This window comes from Microbacterium sp. Y-01 (genome assembly GCF_003856715.1).
In the GTDB taxonomy this organism is placed as follows: domain Bacteria; phylum Actinomycetota; class Actinomycetes; order Actinomycetales; family Microbacteriaceae; genus Microbacterium; species Microbacterium algeriense.
The window spans coordinates 2,575,055-2,593,728 of the sequence record NZ_CP024170.1; the positions used below are offsets into that span (position 1 = coordinate 2,575,055).

17 protein-coding genes are annotated in these 18,674 nt (G+C 70.7%); 6 read left to right on the top strand and 11 right to left on the bottom strand.

The window, feature by feature from the left end; genetic code table 11:
• The first annotated feature begins 20 nt into the window (after positions 1-20).
• Complete coding sequence (gene ligD / locus CSX12_RS12280; RefSeq protein WP_124895971.1) at positions 21-1,994, top strand: non-homologous end-joining DNA ligase; 1,974 nt, start codon at positions 21-23, stop codon at positions 1,992-1,994.
• A gap of 21 nt (positions 1,995-2,015) precedes the next feature.
• Here the strand turns inward: ligD and CSX12_RS12285 are convergent, their stop codons facing one another.
• The 4 genes from CSX12_RS12285 to murI all read right to left on the bottom strand — a co-directional run bounded on the left by CSX12_RS12285 (position 2,016) and on the right by murI (position 5,255).
• Positions 2,016-2,936: a cation diffusion facilitator family transporter gene (locus CSX12_RS12285; protein WP_017202495.1), complete on the bottom strand. Its 921-nt coding sequence runs from the start codon at positions 2,934-2,936 to the stop codon at positions 2,016-2,018.
• A gap of 102 nt (positions 2,937-3,038) precedes the next feature.
• Complete coding sequence (rdgB, locus tag CSX12_RS12290) at positions 3,039-3,632, bottom strand: RdgB/HAM1 family non-canonical purine NTP pyrophosphatase (RefSeq protein WP_124895972.1); 594 nt, start codon at positions 3,630-3,632, stop codon at positions 3,039-3,041.
• A 2-nt stretch (positions 3,633-3,634) separates the two neighbouring features.
• Positions 3,635-4,372 (bottom strand): ribonuclease PH, encoded by a 738-nt coding sequence (gene rph / locus CSX12_RS12295; protein ID WP_017202497.1) that lies wholly within the window; start codon positions 4,370-4,372, stop codon positions 3,635-3,637.
• Between the two features lie 52 nt (positions 4,373-4,424).
• On the bottom strand, positions 4,425-5,255 hold the full coding sequence (gene murI / locus CSX12_RS12300) for a glutamate racemase (protein WP_026049763.1): 831 nt from the start codon (positions 5,253-5,255) through the stop codon (positions 4,425-4,427).
• Positions 5,256-5,318: 63 nt separating this feature from the next.
• On the opposite strand from murI, the gene CSX12_RS12305 reads away from it, so the two are divergent.
• Positions 5,319-6,644, top strand: a complete 1,326-nt coding sequence (locus tag CSX12_RS12305; RefSeq protein WP_124895973.1) for a nicotinate phosphoribosyltransferase — start codon at positions 5,319-5,321, stop codon at positions 6,642-6,644.
• Positions 6,645-6,646: 2 nt separating this feature from the next.
• Here CSX12_RS12305 and CSX12_RS12310 read toward each other — a convergent pair whose 3' ends face one another.
• From CSX12_RS12310 to CSX12_RS18915, 3 genes are read right to left on the bottom strand one after another with little or no spacing between them, the layout of a single operon-like run.
• On the bottom strand, positions 6,647-6,913 hold the full coding sequence (locus CSX12_RS12310) for a DUF3039 domain-containing protein (protein ID WP_026049764.1): 267 nt from the start codon (positions 6,911-6,913) through the stop codon (positions 6,647-6,649).
• Positions 6,914-6,953: 40 nt separating this feature from the next.
• On the bottom strand, positions 6,954-8,519 hold the full coding sequence (locus tag CSX12_RS12315) for a hypothetical protein (protein WP_124895974.1): 1,566 nt from the start codon (positions 8,517-8,519) through the stop codon (positions 6,954-6,956).
• Positions 8,495-10,381: an ABC transporter ATP-binding protein gene (locus CSX12_RS18915; RefSeq protein WP_346773341.1), complete on the bottom strand. Its 1,887-nt coding sequence runs from the start codon at positions 10,379-10,381 to the stop codon at positions 8,495-8,497. Before CSX12_RS18915 ends, CSX12_RS12315 begins: the two co-directional genes overlap by 25 nt.
• Before the next feature lie 248 nt (positions 10,382-10,629).
• Here CSX12_RS18915 and CSX12_RS12325 point away from each other — a divergent pair, with 248 nt between their 5' ends.
• The 4 genes from CSX12_RS12325 to CSX12_RS12340 all read left to right on the top strand — a co-directional run bounded on the left by CSX12_RS12325 (position 10,630) and on the right by CSX12_RS12340 (position 14,316).
• Positions 10,630-11,322: an NTP transferase domain-containing protein gene (locus CSX12_RS12325; protein ID WP_017202503.1), complete on the top strand. Its 693-nt coding sequence runs from the start codon at positions 10,630-10,632 to the stop codon at positions 11,320-11,322.
• Between the two features lie 79 nt (positions 11,323-11,401).
• Complete coding sequence (locus CSX12_RS12330) at positions 11,402-12,397, top strand: hypothetical protein (protein ID WP_124895975.1); 996 nt, start codon at positions 11,402-11,404, stop codon at positions 12,395-12,397.
• An 81-nt stretch (positions 12,398-12,478) separates the two neighbouring features.
• Positions 12,479-14,077 (top strand): acyl-CoA carboxylase subunit beta, encoded by a 1,599-nt coding sequence (locus CSX12_RS12335; RefSeq protein WP_017202505.1) that lies wholly within the window; start codon positions 12,479-12,481, stop codon positions 14,075-14,077.
• Positions 14,074-14,316, top strand: a complete 243-nt coding sequence (locus CSX12_RS12340; protein ID WP_206427085.1) for an acyl-CoA carboxylase subunit epsilon — start codon at positions 14,074-14,076, stop codon at positions 14,314-14,316. Before CSX12_RS12335 ends, CSX12_RS12340 begins: the two co-directional genes overlap by 4 nt.
• A 13-nt stretch (positions 14,317-14,329) precedes the next feature.
• On the opposite strand, the gene CSX12_RS12345 is transcribed toward CSX12_RS12340, so the two are convergent.
• From CSX12_RS12345 to CSX12_RS12360, 4 genes are all read right to left on the bottom strand, one after another.
• Entirely contained in the window at positions 14,330-15,562 is a 1,233-nt protein-coding gene (locus CSX12_RS12345; RefSeq protein WP_241160453.1) for an ROK family transcriptional regulator, read from the bottom strand.
• Positions 15,563-15,774: 212 nt separating this feature from the next.
• Complete coding sequence (locus tag CSX12_RS12350; RefSeq protein ID WP_017202508.1) at positions 15,775-16,782, bottom strand: hypothetical protein; 1,008 nt, start codon at positions 16,780-16,782, stop codon at positions 15,775-15,777.
• Positions 16,779-18,014, bottom strand: coding sequence for an ATP-binding protein (locus CSX12_RS12355; RefSeq protein WP_124895976.1), 1,236 nt, complete (start codon positions 18,012-18,014; stop codon positions 16,779-16,781). Before CSX12_RS12355 ends, CSX12_RS12350 begins: the two co-directional genes overlap by 4 nt.
• Positions 18,004-18,663, bottom strand: a complete 660-nt coding sequence (locus CSX12_RS12360; RefSeq protein WP_124895977.1) for a response regulator transcription factor — start codon at positions 18,661-18,663, stop codon at positions 18,004-18,006. The genes CSX12_RS12355 and CSX12_RS12360 overlap by 11 nt, the downstream gene beginning before the upstream one ends.
• Between the last annotated feature and the right edge of the window lie 11 nt (positions 18,664-18,674).

Below are 18,674 nucleotides of genomic sequence, written 5' to 3' on the forward strand. Positions count from 1 at the left end.
CCCTTGACTACGCTGGCTCCATGGTCGGACAAGGGCAGGTCGTGCAGATCGACGGACGCCGGCTGCGGGTGACCAACCTCGACAAGATCGTGTATCCGTCCACCGGCACCACCAAGGGCGAGATCATCGCCTACTACACGGCCATCGCACCGCTGCTGCTCCCCCTGCTCGACGGGCGTCCCGTCACCCGCAAGCGCTGGGTGGAGGGCGTCGGAACGACGGATGCGCCGGGCGACGCCTTCTTCACGAAGCAGCTGGAGCCGGGCGCACCGGAGTGGATCCCGCGGCAGGCGATCGAGCACTCGGACGGACCGAAGGAGTACCCCCTCGTCGAGGACGTCCCGACCCTCGTCTGGCTTGCGCAGGTGGCTGCGATCGAGCTGCACGTGCCGCAGTGGCGCTTCGCTCCGGACGGGCTGCCCGGCCGTCCCGACCGGCTCGTGCTCGACCTCGACCCGGGACCGGGTGTCGGACTCGCGCAGTGCGCCGAGGTCGCCCGCATCGCGCGCAGGATCCTCACCGGCATGGGCCTCGACCCGTTCCCGGTCACGAGCGGCAGCAAGGGCATCCACCTGTACGCGGCTCTTCCCGGGGAGCAGACCAGCGCCGAGATCTCCGCCGTCGTGAAGGAGCTCGCGCGACTGATCGAGAACGACCACCCCGACCTCGCCACGAGCGTCATGGCGAAGGCGGAGCGCGGCGGCAAGGTGTTCCTCGACTGGAGCCAGAACAACGGCAAGAAGACCACCATCTCGCCGTACTCCCTGCGCGGCCGGGCACAGCCCTGGGTCGCGGCCCCCCGCACCTGGGAGGAGCTCGACGACCCGCAGCTCGCCCAGCTCGACCTCGACCAGGTGCTCGCACGGGCCGCGGCGGGACAGGACCCGCTCGCCGCGCTGCGCCCGATGGCAGACGCCGCTCCTCTCGCGCCCCCAGCGGCGGCGACCGCGACTCCTTCCCGGCGGTCCGCGCGGCGCCCCCTGAGCACCCCCGTGGCCTCGGCGGGACCGACGACCGCGGCGACGCTCGCCCCCATGCTCGCGGAGAACGGCACGCCCGCGATCGCGCGCACGTTGAGCGATCCGTCGTGGGTCGAGGTGAAGTGGGACGGCATCCGCGCGATCGGCACGTGGGCGGATGGACGGATGCTGCTGCACGCCCGCCGCGGGACCGACATCACGGCCCGCTACCCCGAGCTCACGGCCGACGGAGCGCCGTTCCTCCCCGTCTCCGACGCGGTGGTCGACGGCGAGATCGTCGCGTTCGACGCGCAGAGCCGCCCGAGCTTCTCTCTGCTGCAGAACCGCATGCACCTCACCCGCCCGCGGGAGATCGAACGCGAGGTCGTGCGCACCCCGATCGTGTACATGCTGTTCGACCTGCTGCGCCTCGACGGGCACGACCTCACCGGCCTGCCGCTGCGCGAGCGCCGCACGCTCCTGGAAGACGTGGTCGCCGGTCTGGACGCGCCCGTACAGGTGCCGCCGGTGTTCGACGATGTCGACGCCGCCCTCGCGGCCAGCCGGGAGTTCGGTCTGGAAGGTGTCGTGGCCAAGGATCCTTCGTCGCGCTACCGTCCGGGGCAGCGTTCCCCGTCCTGGCTCAAGCTCAAGCACACCCGGATGCAGGAGGCCGTGATCGTCGGCATCCGTCCCGGCAAGGGCGGGCGCGAGAGCACCCTCGGTTCGCTGCTGCTCGCAGTGCCGGAAGAGAGCGCCGGACGGAGGGCGCTGCGCTATGTGGGGCGCGTCGGCACCGGGTTCACCGACCGCATCCTGCGTGACCTGCTCGACCGGCTGGAACCGCTCCGGGTTCCGAAGGCCCCGCTCGACGGGGTTCCCGCTCCCGATGCGTCGGACGCGCTCTGGGTGCGTCCCGAGCTCGTCGGTGAGGTCGAGTTCGCGAACTGGACGCCCGACGGGGTGCTGCGTCATGCCCGCTGGCGCGGGCTGCGTCCCGACAAGACGCCGGAGGAGATCGTCGTCGATTCCTGACCCGCCCCGGCCGAGCGACCGTCAGGCGTGATGCGGTTCGCAGTCCGACTGCTCCGCCGGCTCGATCTGGAACGTCGAGTGCTCGACGTCGAAGTGGTCCGCCAGGCAGGCCTGCATGTCGGTGAGCAGCTGGGTCGAGCGGCCGTCCGCGAACAGCTGCGGCTCGACGCTCACATGTGCCGTGAACACCGGGGCCCCGCGGGTCAGCTGCCAGACGTGCACGTCGTGGACCCCGACGACCCCCTCGTAGCCGAGCAGATGCGTCCTGATCTCACTCACCGCTGTGCCCTTGGGTGCGGACTCCGCGAGCACGGAGAACACCTCGCGCAGCAGGGCGATCGCGCGCGGGACGATCATCGCCGCGATGAACAGCGAGGCGATGGCATCGGCGGGCATCCATCCGGTGACCAGGATCACGACCGCAGCGACGATGACCGCCGCCGACCCGATCAGGTCGCCCATGACCTCGAGATAGGCCCCGCGCACGTTGATGCTCGTGCGCTGCGCCCGGCTCAGCAGCCACATCGACACCGCGTTGGCGAGCAGGCCGACCACCGCGACGACCAGCATGAGTCCGCCGGCCACCTCGATCTCGCCCGGGTTCACGAGACGGCCGATGCCCTCGACCGCGACCCAGGTGGCGAGCGCGATCAGGATGACCGCGTTGATGAGCGCACCGAAGACCTCCGCGCGCTGGTAGCCGAACGTCCGTCGGTCATCCGCGGGGCGCGCCGCGACGGTCGCCGCGATGAGGGCGATCACGAGCGCCGAGGCGTCCGTGAACATGTGCGCGGCGTCGGCGAGGAGCGCAAGCGACCCGGTGAGGAGCGCCCCCACGACCTGCACGATCATGACGGTCGCGGTCAGCGACAGGGAGATCGCCAGGAGGCGCCGGCTGCTTGCCGAGCGGATGCCGCCTGGCGCGGGTGCGTGATCGTGCATGCCTCAAGGCTAGCTCGGGAAGACCCGGTCAGAGGCCTGTTTCCGCTAGTCGGGAAGGGTAACGAGAACCATCATCACGAGCCCCGGTGACGGCCCGCTCGGTCAGAGCTCCGCGAGCAGCGGGATCAGCGCGGCGAACGCCCGGGCGCGGTGCGACTGGGCCTGCTTCTCCTCCGCGGTGAACTCTCCGACCGAGCGCTCTTCGCCCTCCGGCTGCCCGTCGGGGAGGAAGATCGGGTCGTAGCCGAACCCCCCGGATCCGGAGGCCGCGTGCGCCAGGCGCCCCGGCCACAGCCCCTCCACGACCTCCTCGCGCCCGTCCGGGAAGACGAGGGCGATGGTCGAGGTGAAGTGCGCCGTCCGGTGCGGGTCTGCGATGTCGCGCAGCTGGTCCAGCAGCAGCTCCAGGTTCGCCGTGGCGTCCTTCTTCTGCCCCGCCCAGTACGCCGAGAAGACCCCGGGAGAGCCGCCGAGGACGTCGACGCAGATGCCCGAGTCGTCGGCGAGTGCCGCGAGCCCTGTGTGCGCCGCGGCCGCCCTCGCCTTGAGCAGCGCGTTCTCGGCGAAGGTCACGCCGTCCTCGACCGGCTCGGGGCCGTCGTAGCCGATGACCTCGAGATCCGGACGCGTCCGGGCGATGATCTGCTGGAACTCCGCGACCTTGTGCGGGTTGTGCGTGGCGAGGACGACCTGCATCGTCACTCCCCCGCCAGCGCGGCGAGCTGCAGGCCCTTCAGATCGGCGCATCCGGCGACGCCGAGCTCGAGCAGCGCATCCAGCTCGCGCTTGTCGAAGGGGGCGCCCTCGGCCGTGCCCTGCACCTCGACGAACAGGCCGCGACCCGTCACGACGACGTTCATGTCGGTCTCCGCGCGCACATCCTCGGTGTATGCCAGATCGAGCATGGGCTCGCCGTCGACGATGCCGACGGACACGGCGGCGACCGAGTCGAGCAGCGGGGTGGAGTTCCGACCGATGAACTTCTTGTCGCGGCCCCACTCGATCGCGTCGGCCAGCGCGACGTAGGCGCCGGTGATGGCCGCGGTCCGGGTTCCCCCGTCGGCCTGCAGCACGTCGCAGTCGATCACGATGGTGTTCTCGCCGAGCGCCTTGGTGTCGACGACGGCACGCAGCGCGCGACCGATCAGACGCGAGATCTCGTGCGTCCGGCCGCCGATGCGACCCTTCACGCTCTCGCGGTCGTTGCGGCTGTTGGTGGCGCGCGGGAGCATCGCGTACTCCGCGGTCACCCACCCCTTGCCCTTCCCGGTGAGCCAGCGCGGCACGCCGTTCGTGAACGAGGCGGTGCAGAGCACCTTGGTGCCGCCGAAGCTGATCAGGGCGGACCCTTCGGCCTGGCTGCTCCAGCCGCGCTCGATGGTGATCTCGCGGAGCTGGTCGGTGGAACGGCCGTCGACGCGGACGATTTCGGTCATGGGCTTCTCTCGGGTCGGAGGGGGCGGGTCGGTCGGGTCGACGCGTCGCCGATTACTCGAAGGCGGATTCGGGAAGAGCGATCACGCCCGTCTGGACCAGCTGGACGTCGCGGACCTCGCGACCCATCAGCCGGTTCGCCAGGGCGGTGAAATCATCGGTCGAGGCGCCGGTGGCCTCGTAGACGTAGGTGGCCACGGCGTCCGGCGACGCGAGCAGATCACCGCGGACCAGCTGACGGTACACGTCGCCGGCGGTCTCGTCGTCGCTGGAGACGAGCGTGACGCCCTCCCCCATGACATAGCTGATGGCGCCGCGGAGGAACGGATAGTGGGTGCAGCCGAGGACGAGCGTGTCGACGTCCGCCTCCCGCAGCGGCGCGAGGTACTCCTCCGCGACCGCGAGCACCTCGGGCGTGCCGGTGACCCCGGCCTCGACGAACTCGACGAATCGCGGGCACGCCGCCGTGAAGACCTGCAGGCGCTCGTTGACCTCGAGCATGTCCTGGTACGCCCGCGAGCCGATCGTGCCGACGGTGCCGATCACGCCGACGCGGCCGTTGCGGGTCGTGGAGACGGCACGCCGCACCGCGGGGCCGATAACCTCCACGACCGGGATGTCGTAGCGCTCCCGCGCATCGCGGAGCATCGCCGCAGAGGCGGTGTTGCACGCGATCACGAGCATCTTCACGCCCTGGTCGACGAGCGTGTCGAGCACCTCGAGCGAGTACCGGCGGACGTCGGCAATTGGTTTGGGGCCGTACGGCGAGTGCGCCGTGTCGCCGATGTAGACGAACGACTCCCGGGGCAGCTGGGCGCGGATGGCCCGCGCCACCGTGAGCCCGCCGACACCGGAGTCGAAGATCCCGATGGGCGCGTCGTTCATGACTCCCCAGCCTACCCGCGTGCGCGCCGCCTCGCGCATCGGCATGCTCACTAAGCTGAGCGCATGACCTCGTCGACGGCGCTGCTCACCGACCGCTACGAGCTGACGATGCTCGCCGCCTCTCTCCGCGACGGGACCGCATCCCGTCCGAGCGTCTTCGAGCTGTTCTCCCGTCGATTGTCCGGGGGCCGCCGTTTCGGCGTCGTCGCCGGCACCGGGCGCCTGCTCGGGCTGCTGCGGGACTTCCGCTTCGGGGACGACGAGCTGCGCTTCCTCCGGGATGAGAATGTCGTCGACGCGGATTCCCTCACCTATCTGGAGAACTACCGGTTCACGGGCTCGATCCGCGGGTATCGCGAGGGCGAGCTCTATTTCCCCGGCTCGCCGATCCTGACGGTCGAGGGAACGTTCGCCGACGCCGTCGTCCTGGAGACGCTCGCCCTGAGCGTCCTCAACCACGACTCCGCCGTCGCCACCGCCGCGTCCCGCATGAGCATCGCCGCCGGGGAGCGTCCGCTGGCGGAGATGGGCTCCCGACGAGCCGCCGAGCGCTCAGCCGTCACCGCAGCCCGCGCCGCCTACATCGCCGGATTCGGGGCCACGAGCAACCTCGAAGCCGGTCGCACCTGGGGCATCCCCACGATGGGCACGGCCGCGCACTCCTGGACGCTGCTGCACGACACCGAGGAGGAGGCGTTCCGCGCACAGGTCGAGAGCATGGGCCTCGACACGACGCTGCTCGTTGACACCTACGACATCCGCACCGGGGTGGAGACCGCGATCCGCGTCGCCGGCACCGGCCTGGGCGGCGTGCGCCTGGACTCCGGAGACCTTCCCATCGTGGCCGCCGAGGTCCGTGCGCAGCTGGACGAACTCGGCGCGACGGGCACCCGGATCACCGTGACGAGCGACCTCGACGAGTACGCCATCGCCGCCCTCGCCGCCTCGCCTGTGGACGCCTACGGGGTCGGCACCTCGGTGGTCACCGGATCCGGCTACCCGACCGCGAGCATGGTCTACAAGCTCGTGGCGAGACAGGACGGCGCCGGCTCCTGGATCGGCGTCGCGAAGGCGTCGGCCGACAAGGCATCGCACGGCGGGCGCAAGGCGGCGTTCCGCACCCTGGAGGACGGCGTCGCGACCGCCGAGACGGTGGTGGTCTCCGACGGCTTCGAGGCGCTGGACACCCCGGCGGAGCACCCGGACGGCCGCGCGCTGCAGGTGACGTTCGTCGAAGCGGGCGAGATCGACACGGCCCATGAAGGCGCTGCGGGCACCGCATCGGCGCGGGCGCACCACCTGCGGGTGCGGGAGGAGCTTCCGGTGCGCGCTCTGGCGCTCAGCAAGTCCGACCCGGCGATCCCGACGCTCTTCGTCGAAGCCGACTGAGGTCAGCCGATCATCGACTCGTAGATCTCCTTGCACGTGGGGCAGATCGGGAACTTCTCCGGGTCGCGGCCCGGGGTCCACTTCTTGCCGCACAGTGCGCGCACCGGCTTGCCGGTGATCGCGGACTCGAGGATCTTGTCCTTCTTCACGTAATGCGAGAAGCGCTCATGGTCGCCCGGCTCGAGGTTCTCTTCGCGGAGAAGCTCTTCCAGTTCGCGATCAAGCGTTGCCACGCCGCCCTGATCGGGGCTGTCCAGCGGAGTACTCATCCCGTGAGTCTACCGGCGTCGCGCGCACTGCGGGCAGGCATCACGCGGTCTCGACGAACTCCATGAGGCGTTCGCCGCTGCGCTCAAAGATGCGTCCGCCGACGACGGCGCCGACCACCAGCACCAGCAGCCCCACGAGGATCCCCACCCAGAACGTCGCAGGGGCGTACGCCGAGCCCTCGATGATGGTGGCGGCGAACAGCCAGATGGTCGGTGCGCTGAACACGATCGCCCCGAGGAACGCCGCGGCCGGGCCATAGGTGCCCCGCGAGGTGGGCCGCTGCGGCTGCTGGAACGGACTGTCGCCCGGTCGCGAGACCGCATACGGGGCGACCACGGACAGGACGCTCGAGACGCCCAGCGCGGAGAACAGCAGGCTCGCCGCCAGACCGCCGAGCGGCAGCAGCAGACTCCAGTCACCGATCAGCAGGAGGGACAGGGGCACCGCGATGGCGAGCACCGGCACCGCGACCAGCAGCACCGGGACGAGGCGCCCGAGACGGTCAGGCAGCCCACGCACGCCGCTCGCCACGTGCGTCCACAGCGCCGTGGAGTCGTACGCGACGTCGTTGTGCGGCAGCCAACCGAAGAACAGCGCCATCACCGGCACGGGGACGAGCGCCGCGATCTCGATGGGCACTCCCGCGACGATGAGCGGCAGCACCGTGAGCACGCCGGCGACCGGCACCACGATGATGTTCATGATGTAGCGGCGGTCGCGCAGCCAGTAGACCAGGCTGCGCGCGGCGATCGCGCCGAAGGCGTTCGACGGCAGCAGTCCGAACCAGCCCAGCCCGGTGCGCTCCCGTGCGGCGACCGGACGCTCCGTGGTCGTCAGCAGTCGGCGGACCACCCAGGTCCACGCGAGCCAGAGCAGGGCGAGGGTGAGGAAGGCGACGATGCCGCTGACCCACGCGGCCCCCGCCTCGCCGGCCGCGACCGAGAACAGGAACGCCGGGGCGGCGCCGAACGGGCTGTAGCCGATCGCGGTCGTCAGGACGGCCAGGGAGTCGGGAACGAGCCCGTCCCAGCGCAGCGATCCGAAGAACACCGCGACGGGGAAGGCGATCACGATCAGCGCGAGGGCGAACAGGGCGGTGAGCTCGCGAGATCGGCGCTCCGGGAGCAGCAGCGCGTTGATCGCCATCCCGATCCGCGACGTGAGAGCGGTGGTGAGCACGCTGACGATCGTGAGCAGCACCGCGAGCGCCCAGGGTGCCCCGGCGCTGATCGCGACGACGCACACGCTGATGTAGACGGCGAGCAGGGCGAGGCTGGGGACGCTCACGAGCGAGGCGAGAGCGAGGACCCAGGGCATCTGCCGCTCGTCGACGCCGAACACCGCGAACCGTCGCGGGTCGAGCTGGTCGACAGCGCCCACCAGGACCGGGCCGACGAGGAAGCCGACCAGCAGGGCGGCGCCGCCGAGCACCGTGACCGCGCGGGCGACCGGCACGGGGGCGCTGTCCAGGCTGAGCACGGCCAGACACACGGCGACCGTGATCGCGACGATGGCCGCGAACGCCACGAGCGTCCGGATCTGACGTTCGCCCCGCACCGCGCCCAGGAGGAGGGCGAACCTCAGTCGGAGAACGTGTGCAGCCACTCGAGCCCCTCCACCTCTCCGCTCGAACCGGCCAGCTCGACGAAGCGCGCTTCGAGGGTCTGCCCCGCGCGCACCTCGTCGATCGTGCCCTCGGCGAGGACCTCACCGCCGACGATGATCGCCACGCGGGAGCACACCCGCTCCACCAGGTCCATGCCGTGGCTGGAGAGGATCACGGTCCCGCCGTGCGAGACGTAGGCGCGGAGGATGTCGAGGATCACCGCGGACGACACCGGATCGACGGATTCGAAGGGCTCGTCGAGCACCAGCACCCGCGGCGAATGGATCATCGCGCCGGCCAGCATGATCTTCTTCGTCATGCCGGCCGAGTAGTCGGAGACGACGCGGCTCAGCGCGTCGCCGAGGTCGAACGCGCGCGCCAGGTCGGCGGCGCGCTTCTCGATCACGTCGGCGGTGAGGCCTCGGAGGAGTCCGTAGTAATAGAGGAGCTGACGGCCGGTGAGCCGATCGAAGGTGCGGAGCCGATCCGGCAGCACGCCCATCACCCGCTTCGCCGCCTGCGGGTCGCTGGCCTGGTCGATCCCGCAGATCACGACGCTTCCGGCGTCCGCGCGCAGGAGTCCGGCGACGATGGAGAGGGTGGTCGTCTTGCCCGCGCCGTTGGGGCCGACCACACCGTAGAACGAGCCGGCGGGAACCGTGAGGTCGATGCCGTCGACCGCGCGGTTGTCGCCGAAGTGCTTCACCAGCCCGCGGATGCGGATCGCCTCGCCGGCGGACGCCCCGTCGTCCGGGCGGATCGTGCCGGAGGCCGCATCGTCCGAGTCCACGACGGCCTCGACGACCTCCACGACCTCGAGCTCGACCTCGGGCGCCGTCTCGACTTCCGACGGCGGCTCGACGAGGACAGGCGCCGCGGAGTCGGGCTCCGCTTCGGCTGCCGGCTCGCTCTCCGCCGCGGCCGCAGGCTCGACCACGGTCGCAGACTCGACAGCGGGCTCGATCTCGGTCGCCGACTGCGTCTCGATCTGCGACGTGGACTCGATGACGGGCGTCTCCGGAGCCGTCTCGACGGAGGCGGGTCCGGCCTCCACCGCGACCGCTTCCGGCTCGACCGGCTCGGCCGCGGCGGCCTTCGCCTTGGCTTCCTTGGCTTCCTTGGCTTCCTTGGCTGCCGCGGCCTTGGCCGCCTTCGTCGCCGCCGCCTTCGCTGCTGCCGCCTTCGCGGCCGTCGTCTTCGCGGTGGTCGATCGTGCCGCCGACTTCGCCGCCGCGGCCTTGGTCGCAGCGGCCTTGGCGGCCGCGGACTTCGCTGCGGCCGTCTTCGCCGCGGCGCTGCTGGCCGTGGTCCTGGGCGGAGTGGTCCTGGCCGCGGTGGTCTTGGCTGCCGTGGTCTTCGCCGCCGTGCTCTTCGCGGCAGGCTTGGCCGTCGACCTCGCGGTGGATGCCGACTTCGGCGCGGTCGACCGCGCGGCGGAGTTCTTTGCTGCGGCGGTACGCGCAGCAGCCGCGGACCGCAGTGCGGCCGATGACGCGCTCGTCTTCGCGCCGGAGTTCTCCGCCAGGGCGCGGTTCAGGGGCTCCACGACCACGTCTGTGGCGGGTGCCGCCTTCTCTGCGGCCGCTTTCGCCGCGGTGGCCGTACCGGAAGCCGCTCGGCTCGCACCGGAGGCCTGCTTCGCGGTGGGCTTCCGTGCCGCGGCGGTCTTCTTCGCCGTCGCGGGCTTCGCCGCGGTGCGCGGCGCCGTCTTCTTCGCGGCGGACCCGCCCGTCGTCGTCTCCTCGGGCGTCGCCGCCCCGGAACTCTGCTTCCTCGCGGGCGCGCGCTTCGCCGATGTCTTGTTCTTCGCGGTCTCGGTCTCGTCCACCTGGGCGGTGCGGTCGTCAGGGGAGGCAGTCACCGTACTACGGTATCAACGGGTCGCGTCGAGCCAAGGCCCCACGCGACAATCGGCGATCCGAGAGCGAAGATCCTCCGATGCGCAAGGGGGTTGTCCAGCCTGTGCGTCCGGTGTGTACTCGGTCACGAAATGACAACGGGGCCTCCCTGGCCCCGGGGTTCCCAGGCTGTATCGCTAGCATGAACGCGGCACGACGAAGTGTCTGGTCGGTGAACCGACCGTGAACACAACTTCCTTTAGGAGCACTCGTGACTCTTCAGACCGTCATCCTCGCCGCCGGCATGGGCTCGCGCCTCGGCCGTGCGCTGCCGAAGCCGCTGACCGAGCTCAGCGACGGCCGCACGATCATGGGCCAGCAGCACGACAACATCCGCGCCGCCTTCGGCTCGAGCGCCCGCATCACCACGGTGGTGGGCTACCGCGCCGAGACGATCATCGACGCCTTCCCGCACGTCAACTACGTCCACAACGAGCGCTACGACGAGACCAACACGTCGAAGAGCCTGCTCCGCGCGCTCGGCGCCACCGGTCGCGGCGGCGTGCTGTGGATGAACGGCGATGTCGTGTTCGACCCGATGATCCTGGGCCGCGCCCTCGAGTACATCGAGCGCGACCAGTCCTTCGTCACCGTGAACACCTCGAAGGTCAGCGACGAAGAGGTCAAGTACACCGTCACGGCCGAGGGCTACATCAACGAGCTCTCCAAGACCGTCAAGGGCGGCCTCGGCGAAGCCGTCGGCATCAACTACATCTCCTCGACGCACAAGAAGGCGTTCATGCGCCAGTTGCAGCGCGTCGAGGACCAGGACTACTTCGAGCGCGGCCTCGAGCTCGCCATCGCCGAGGACGGCCTGCTCCTCGAGCCGATGGACGTCTCCGACCTGTACGCGGTCGAGGTCGACTTCGCAGAAGACCTGGAGCGGGCGAACCTCTTCGTCTGATCCCTGCTCGGAAAGCCCGGCACCCCGCGCGGTGCCGGGCTTTCGGCGTTTTCGCGGACTGGCTCCCTAGGATCGCTGCATGGCCCCCAAGGTGCACAAGATCCATTCGCTCCCGGACGACGCCCCCTGGGACAAGGGCGTACCGCCGGTCGGCTCGACAGAGCACCCCCTGATGGTGCGCGGACTGGATCGCGTGCTGTCGATCCAGCGCCCGCTCGTCCTGGCGCACATCCGCAGCATCCGCCTCCGCAACCCGCACGCCTCCCCTGCGGAGATCATCCGCATCCTGGAACGTCGCTACCTCGCAGCGGTGACCACCGGTGGAGCAGCCGTCGGCGCGACCGCCGTCGTGCCCGGCATAGGCACCGGGATCACGCTCGCCCTCTCCGGCGTGGAGACCGTGGGCTTCGTGGAGTCGACCGCGCTGTTCGCCCAGTCGGTCGCCGAGGTGCACGGCATCGCGGTCGCGAACCCCGACCGCGCCAGGGCCCTCGTGATGACGCTGATGCTCGGCAAGGAGGGCGTCGACCTGGTCGCGCAGCTCGCCGGGCAGGTCGCCGGTCGGGGCGCGAGCAGATCGTCCTACTGGGGCGAGCTGGTCACCAAGTCGCTCCCCCGCGCTGCCGTCGGCCCGCTCGTCGATCAGCTCAAGGGCATGTTCGTGAAGCAGTTCGCCGCGAAGGGCGGCGCCTCGGTCATCGGCAAGGCGCTCCCGTTCGGCATCGGCGCCGCCGTCGGCGGCGCGGGCAACCACATCCTCGGACGCCGCGTGCTCACGACCTCGCATCGAGCGTTCGGGGCGGCGCCCCTCGATCTGCCTCTCGAGTTGGAGCCCGTGCCGGGTGCACAGAAGCTCGAACTCAGGATGCTGCGGGGTGCGCGTTACGCGGGCGGCGCGGTGGCCGGCGCCGCCGGGACCGTCGTCCGCGGTGCCGGGTGGGTCGGGCACCGCGTCGGCGACCTCGCCACCCGCCGCGGGCGTGCCGTCGAGGAGCTCGAGGCGGGGGCGAGTGACACCGACCACGGCGATCACGACCTCCCGTCGCACCCCGGCGCGGACGCCGCCGAGCGCTGATCGCAGAGAGAGCAGGTCGCCAAAGGATCAGCCGACCCGTTGTGGCGAGCATCCAACGGCACGGGCCGAGCCGACGATAGGGTGGAATCCGTGACGGACAAGCCCGACCTCTTTACCACCGCCGGCAAGATCGCGGATCTGCGCGCTCGCTACACCGAGGCCGTCGTCGACGCCGAGGCGAAAGCGAAGGAGAAGCAGCACGCGAAGGGCAAGATGACCGCCCGGGAGCGCATCGAGCTGCTGGTCGACCCCGGGAGCTTCGTCGAGTTCGACGAGTACGTGCGCCACCGCACCACGGCCTTCGGCATGGATCGCTCGCGCCCCTACGGCGATTCCGTCGTCACCGGCGTCGGCACGATCAACGGACGCACGGTCGCGGTGTACTCGCAGGACTTCTCCACCTTCGGCGGTTCGCTCGGCGAGGTCGCCGGCGAGAAGATCGTGAAGATCATGGAGTTCGCCCTCGCCGGTGGGATGCCCTGCATCGGCATCCTCGACTCCGGCGGAGCGCGCATCCAGGAAGGGGTGGTCGCGCTCGGCAAGTACGGCGAGATCTTCCGCCTGAACACCCGCGCCTCCGGCGTCATCCCGCAGATCTCCATCATCATGGGCCCGGCCGCCGGGGGTGCGGTGTACTCCCCCGCGCTGACGGACTTCGTCATCATGGTCGACAAGACCAGCCAGATGTTCGTCACCGGACCGGACGTCATCAAGACGGTCACCGGCGAGGACGTGGGCATGGAGGAGCTCGGCGGCGCCTACACGCACAACACCCGGTCGGGTGTCGCGCACTACCTCGCCGAGGACGAGGACGACGCGATCGACTACGCGCGCACGCTCCTCAGCTTCCTGCCGGACAACAACATGGCCGAGTTGCCGTCGTACGAGAGCACGTTCGAGTTCGAGACCACCGACGCGGACCGCGTGCTGAACACGATCGTCCCCGACTCCACGAACCAGCCGTACGACATCCACACCGTCATCGAGCACGTCGTCGACGAGGGCGACTTCCTCGAGGTGCAGCCGCTGTTCGCACCCAACATCGTGATCGGCTTCGGCCGCGTCGAGGGACGCTCGGTCGGCATCATCGCCAATCAGCCGTCCCAGATGGCCGGCACGCTGAACATCGAGGCGGGCGAGAAGGCCAGCCGCTTCGTGCGCTTCTGCGACGCGTTCTCCATCCCGATCGTCACGCTCGTCGACGTGCCCGGCTACCTCCCCGGCACCGACCAGGAGTGGACAGGGGTCATCCGCCGCGGCGCGAAGCTGCTCTACGCCTACGCCGAGGCCACCGTGCCACTGGTGACGGTGATCCTGCGCAAGGCCTACGGGGGTGCGTACATCGTGATGGGCTCGAAGCAGCTGGGCGCGGACGTCAACCTCGCGTGGCCGACGGCCGAGATCGCGGTCATGGGCGGTCAGGGCGCGGTCAACATCCTGTACCGCGGCGAGATCAAGAAGGCCGAGGAGGCCGGCGAAGACGTCGCGGCCGTGCGCACCCGCCTCGCGAACGAGTACACCTACAACGTCGCGTCGCCGTTCCTGGCGGCGGAGCGCGGAGAGCTCGACGGCATCATCGAGCCGGCCAACACCCGCGTGTCGATCGCGAAGGCGCTGCGGGCGCTGCGCGGCAAGCGCGCGGAGCTGCCGCCCAAGAAGCACGGGAACATCCCGCTGTGACCGCGCAGCAGGAGCCTGACGCCGCGCCGGACGAGGTCGCGACGATGCTCGACATCACGCGCGGCGAGGCCACCGAGGAGGAGCTCGCCGCCCTGATCGCCGTGATCAGCGAGGCCTACGCCTCGGAAGCGGCGGACGCGGTGGCGGACGAGCCTGCGGTGTCGGCCTGGACGCGCACACAGCGCCCGCTGCGCACGCCGTTGCGCCGCGACATCCCCTGGGGCCGCTTCTCGGGCTGAGCCGAGGGCTTCTTCAGTCGTCCAGCAGCAGATCGGACGCGCGTGGGCTGAGGAGCGAGTCGAGCACGACGCACCCGGCCCCCACGGCTCCGACGTCGTCGCCCACCACGGTGCCGGCGACCGGCAGCGAACGCAGCGCCCTGGTCGCGCTGGCCCGCTCCAGCGACCCGGGGATCACGTCGAGGGCGATCTCGGAGAAGCGCGCCCAGAACGGGCCGCCGAACACGACACGGTCGACGTCGAGCATGTTCGTCAGCGCCGCCGTCAGGACCGCGAGATGCTCCGCGGCCTGCCGCAGCACCTCTCGAGCCTGCTCCTCCCCCGCCGCCGCTCTGTCGCACAGCTCGCTGAACCGCACGTCCACGGCAGCGGCGTCGCTTCCCTCGCGATCGTCCTGGAACACTCCGGCGCGCTCGGCCCGCTCCACGATCGCCTCGGGCGTGCACACGACCTCGACGCAGCCGCGCAGCCCGCAGGTGCACGACGGTCCCTGCGGATCCACGATGATGTGTCCGATCTCGCCGATGTTGTGCGTGCTCCCGCGCACCGCCTCCCCGTCCCTGGCCAGAGCCGCACCGATGCCCGTGCCCAGATACACGAAGACGAACGAGTCGTCGGCGGAGCCGCGTCGCTTCCAGAGCTCGCCGACCGCGGCCGAGGTGGTGTCCTTCTCGAGGACGACCCGGAGGCCCGTCGCCTCCGCGAGCACCGCACGCAGCGGGACCCGGTGCCAGCCGAGCAGCTTCGGCGGATCGATCACGGTCCCCTTCTGGGTGTCGAGCGGGCCGGGTGCCGCGACGCCCACCCCGGCGATCAGCGTGCGATCCACACCGGAGCCCGCGATGAGAGCCTCGATCGTGGCCGCCATGCTCTCGATGATCAGGCGCGGCTCCTTCGCAGGCGTGCGCACGCTCATCCGTCGCACCACCGCCCCGGAGAGATCCAGCAGCACGAACGTCATCACCGCCGGGTCGAGGTGCACGCCCACCGAGAAGCGGCTGTCCGCGATCAGACGGAGCGTCACCCGCGGCTTGCCGGGGCCGTTGATGCGGCGCTCCGCCTCACGGATGAAGCCGTCGCCGAGCAGCCGCCGGGTGATGTTCGTCACCGTCTGCGCCGACAGTCCGGTCGCCGCGACCAGCTCGGTCCTGCTCAGACCGTCGTCCGCCTGCCGGATGGCTTCGAGGATGACCGACTGATTGAAGTCGCCCATCCGCGGAAGGTTCGTGCCCCGGCGAGTTCCCATCGTCCTATGATCCCTTATCGGGCTGAGAATCTTGTCCCCCAAAATACCTACAGACAACGACTTGAAGAACCATCAGACTGAGGGGGACGCTTCGCGTTCGGCTGGTCTCTCTGTCCCAGGGTAGACAGACGCTGATCGGCCACCAGCGGACGGTTTTCGGGTAACTGTCCGCACGGCGAGGGGCAGGCGGATTCGCCGCCCCTCGCCCACTCTCAGCTTCCGGATCCCCTCCGCGGGATCTCGTGCCAGAGGTCGACGGCGTCGTCATCTCCCGAGGAACGCGAACCCGCACGACCGACGACCGTCACCGCGACACGCGGATCCCGCGCCGAGCGGATGATCAGCCGCCCCGTGTGGGCGCGCTCGAGCACCACGGCGAGCTCGTCGCGGATCTCCCGGCGCCGCTCCTCATCGATCTCGTCGAAGCCGCCCTCGTCGAAGACGGTGACGACGGAACCGCGTCGGCGGGCGGCCTCGATCGCGTTGCGCACGGCGTCGTTGAGCAGGTCAGCCCCGCGCAGCTCATCGCGCAGCCGGCCCTCCGCGAGTCTCGCGTCGAACCGCTCCTGGTCCGTGAGGTCGCCGCGCGCCGCGACGACGCGGCTCAGGACGGGCCCGGCCACGGCGAGAGCGAACTGCGTGCGCAGCCGACGCTCCCGCTGCCGCACCCGCTGCGTGGCGTGCCAGGCCGACACCGCCTGCTGGATCTCCGCGAGCCGCTCCGTGTCGCGGACCGCTCGATCCCAGAACATCACCAGCAGACGCGCCACGGCCACCCACATGATCGAACCGACCAGGCCGAGGCTGAGGGCGACGCCGACGCCCAGGTAGGCGGATGCCGAGACGATGAGGATGCCGAGGGTCAGCCAGCCGACCACCGATCGACGCCGCACGACGCACACCACCGCGAGCAGGCCCAGCGCACCGATGTACCAGGTGGCGAACGGCGCCGTGCGGTCGGCGGGATCCAGGGACAGCGTCACGAGGGCGGGGATGAGGGCGGTGGAGACCACCGCCAGGACGGCCGTCCACAGCGGCATGCGCACCGAGGAGCTGTCGCCGAGGATCGCGACGTTCACCACCACGAGGTACACGGCGATCGCGAGGACCATGAGCAGGGGCACCGTGGGCTGCTCGATCCACCAGACCGCTCGTGCGACGAAGTAGAGCGCGAACCCGACGGCCAGGGAGGTGGCCACGCTGCGGACGGTGCGGTTCACGAGCGCTCCCAGACCAGGGTGACGGTGGTGCCGTGCTCATCGGAGCGGATGTCGGCGGTGCCGGCCACCCCGGCCATGCGCGCGAAGATCGACGCGCGGATGCCGAGGCGATCCGCACCGATCGCTCCCACGTCGAATCCGGGGCCGGTGTCCGAGATCGTCACGCCGATCCCCTCGTCGCCGTGCCCCTCGACGATGATGTGCAGACCGCGCCCGTTGGCGTGCGTGACGGCGTTGCCGATCGCCTGGCGTGCCGCGAGGACCAACGCGCGCGCGGCGCGTCCCGGGATGAGGCCGACGCCGCCGCGCTCCTCGACGATCGCGTCGGCGCCGAGCTCCGACAGGGCCCGCCGCAGCTCGACGACGATCTGCGCCGCGCCGACCGGTTCGTCGCTGCCCTCCTGCGCGACCGCGGCCTCCGTGTTCGCGAGGCGGGTGAGCGCCTCCCGCGCCATCGCCACGGCGAGCTCCTTCGCGCGCTCGTTGTCCGCGCGCTCGGCAGCGATCAAGGCCGCCAGCACGCTGTCGTGCATCAGCGCCGACATCGCCACCCGCTCCTCCTCCGCTGCCGCCGTCGCCGCCGCCGTGGAGTACGACGCGACGGCCTGCCCTCTCGCCTCGTCCACCCCTGCGGCGACCGATCGGAACATCCAGCCGAGGGAGATGATGACCACGCCCAGGATGAGGGTGAACGACACGTCGAACGCGGTGGTGACCCAGAACTCGCGCGAGAACCCGCCCTGCACGAGACGCACGTAGCCGTAGACGAACGGCACGCCGACGGCCCACACGAACTGCAGGCGCAGCGGGAACGCGAGCATCGCTGCGACGACCCCCACGTTGACGAGGAAGAAGATCCACGGCTGGTCGCCTGCGCTCTTGTCCGCCTGATCGACGACCGTCGGCCAGGCGGCGAGCGCGAGCACGTACGCCACCGCGAACAGGCCGGAGAACGCGCGCACGCCGCGACCGACCAGACAGGCCACGAGCATCGCCGCGAGCGGCGCGAAGACCACGACCAGCATGACGATGTGCGCCGCGTCGGCGTGCGACAGCCCGTGCACGGCGGCGATCAAGGCCTGAGCGGCGAGCGCGGTCGAGCCGATCGCCACGACGATCGCGAGGATCCGCTCCATGCGGGTGCCGGTGAAGCGCTCGAACGCCGTCTCCGTGCTGCCCGGAGAGGGGATCTTGCTCCAGGCGTCGCGGATGCTCAGCGGTTCAGCGGGCACTCGGCGCCCCGTCCGCCCCGACGATGCCGTCCTCCATCGCCCGGCGCAGCAGGTCGACCTTGGTCGGTGCGGGTCGTCCGACCTCGACGTACTTCACGCGGATCCGGGTGATGTTCTCCTTGGCGGTCGAGTACGCGACGCCCAGCCGCTCCGCCACGGCCTTGAGCGGCAGTCCTGCCGCGTAGAGCCGGAGCACCTCGCGCTCGCGGGTGGAGAGCTGCGCGTCGGCGAAGGCGCGGTCGCCGTCGACGGCGCTGGCCCATTCCACGTTGTTGAGGGCTTCGCCGTGGGCGACGGTGCGGATCGCGTCGAGCACGTCGTCGAGCGCGGAGGACTTGCTGACCACCCCGGCGGCTCCCGCCGCGAGCGCCTCGCGCACCGCGGCCGGACGATCGGCGACGCTGTGGATCACCACGCTCGCGCCGTCGGCGACGAGCGAGGTCACGTTCTCGGTGACGGTGGTCCCGTCCCCGAGGGTGAGGTCGAGCACGACGACATCGGCCGGGGCGGACCCCGACGTCGCGCGCCACTCGAGATAGGACACGACCGTGCTCCCGGAGAACACCACGGTCTGCGCATCACGCGCGCAGGCGGCCTCGAGCCCGAGGCGAACGGACTCGTGATCGTCGATGAGTGCGACCGTGCTCATCCGCCCAGCCT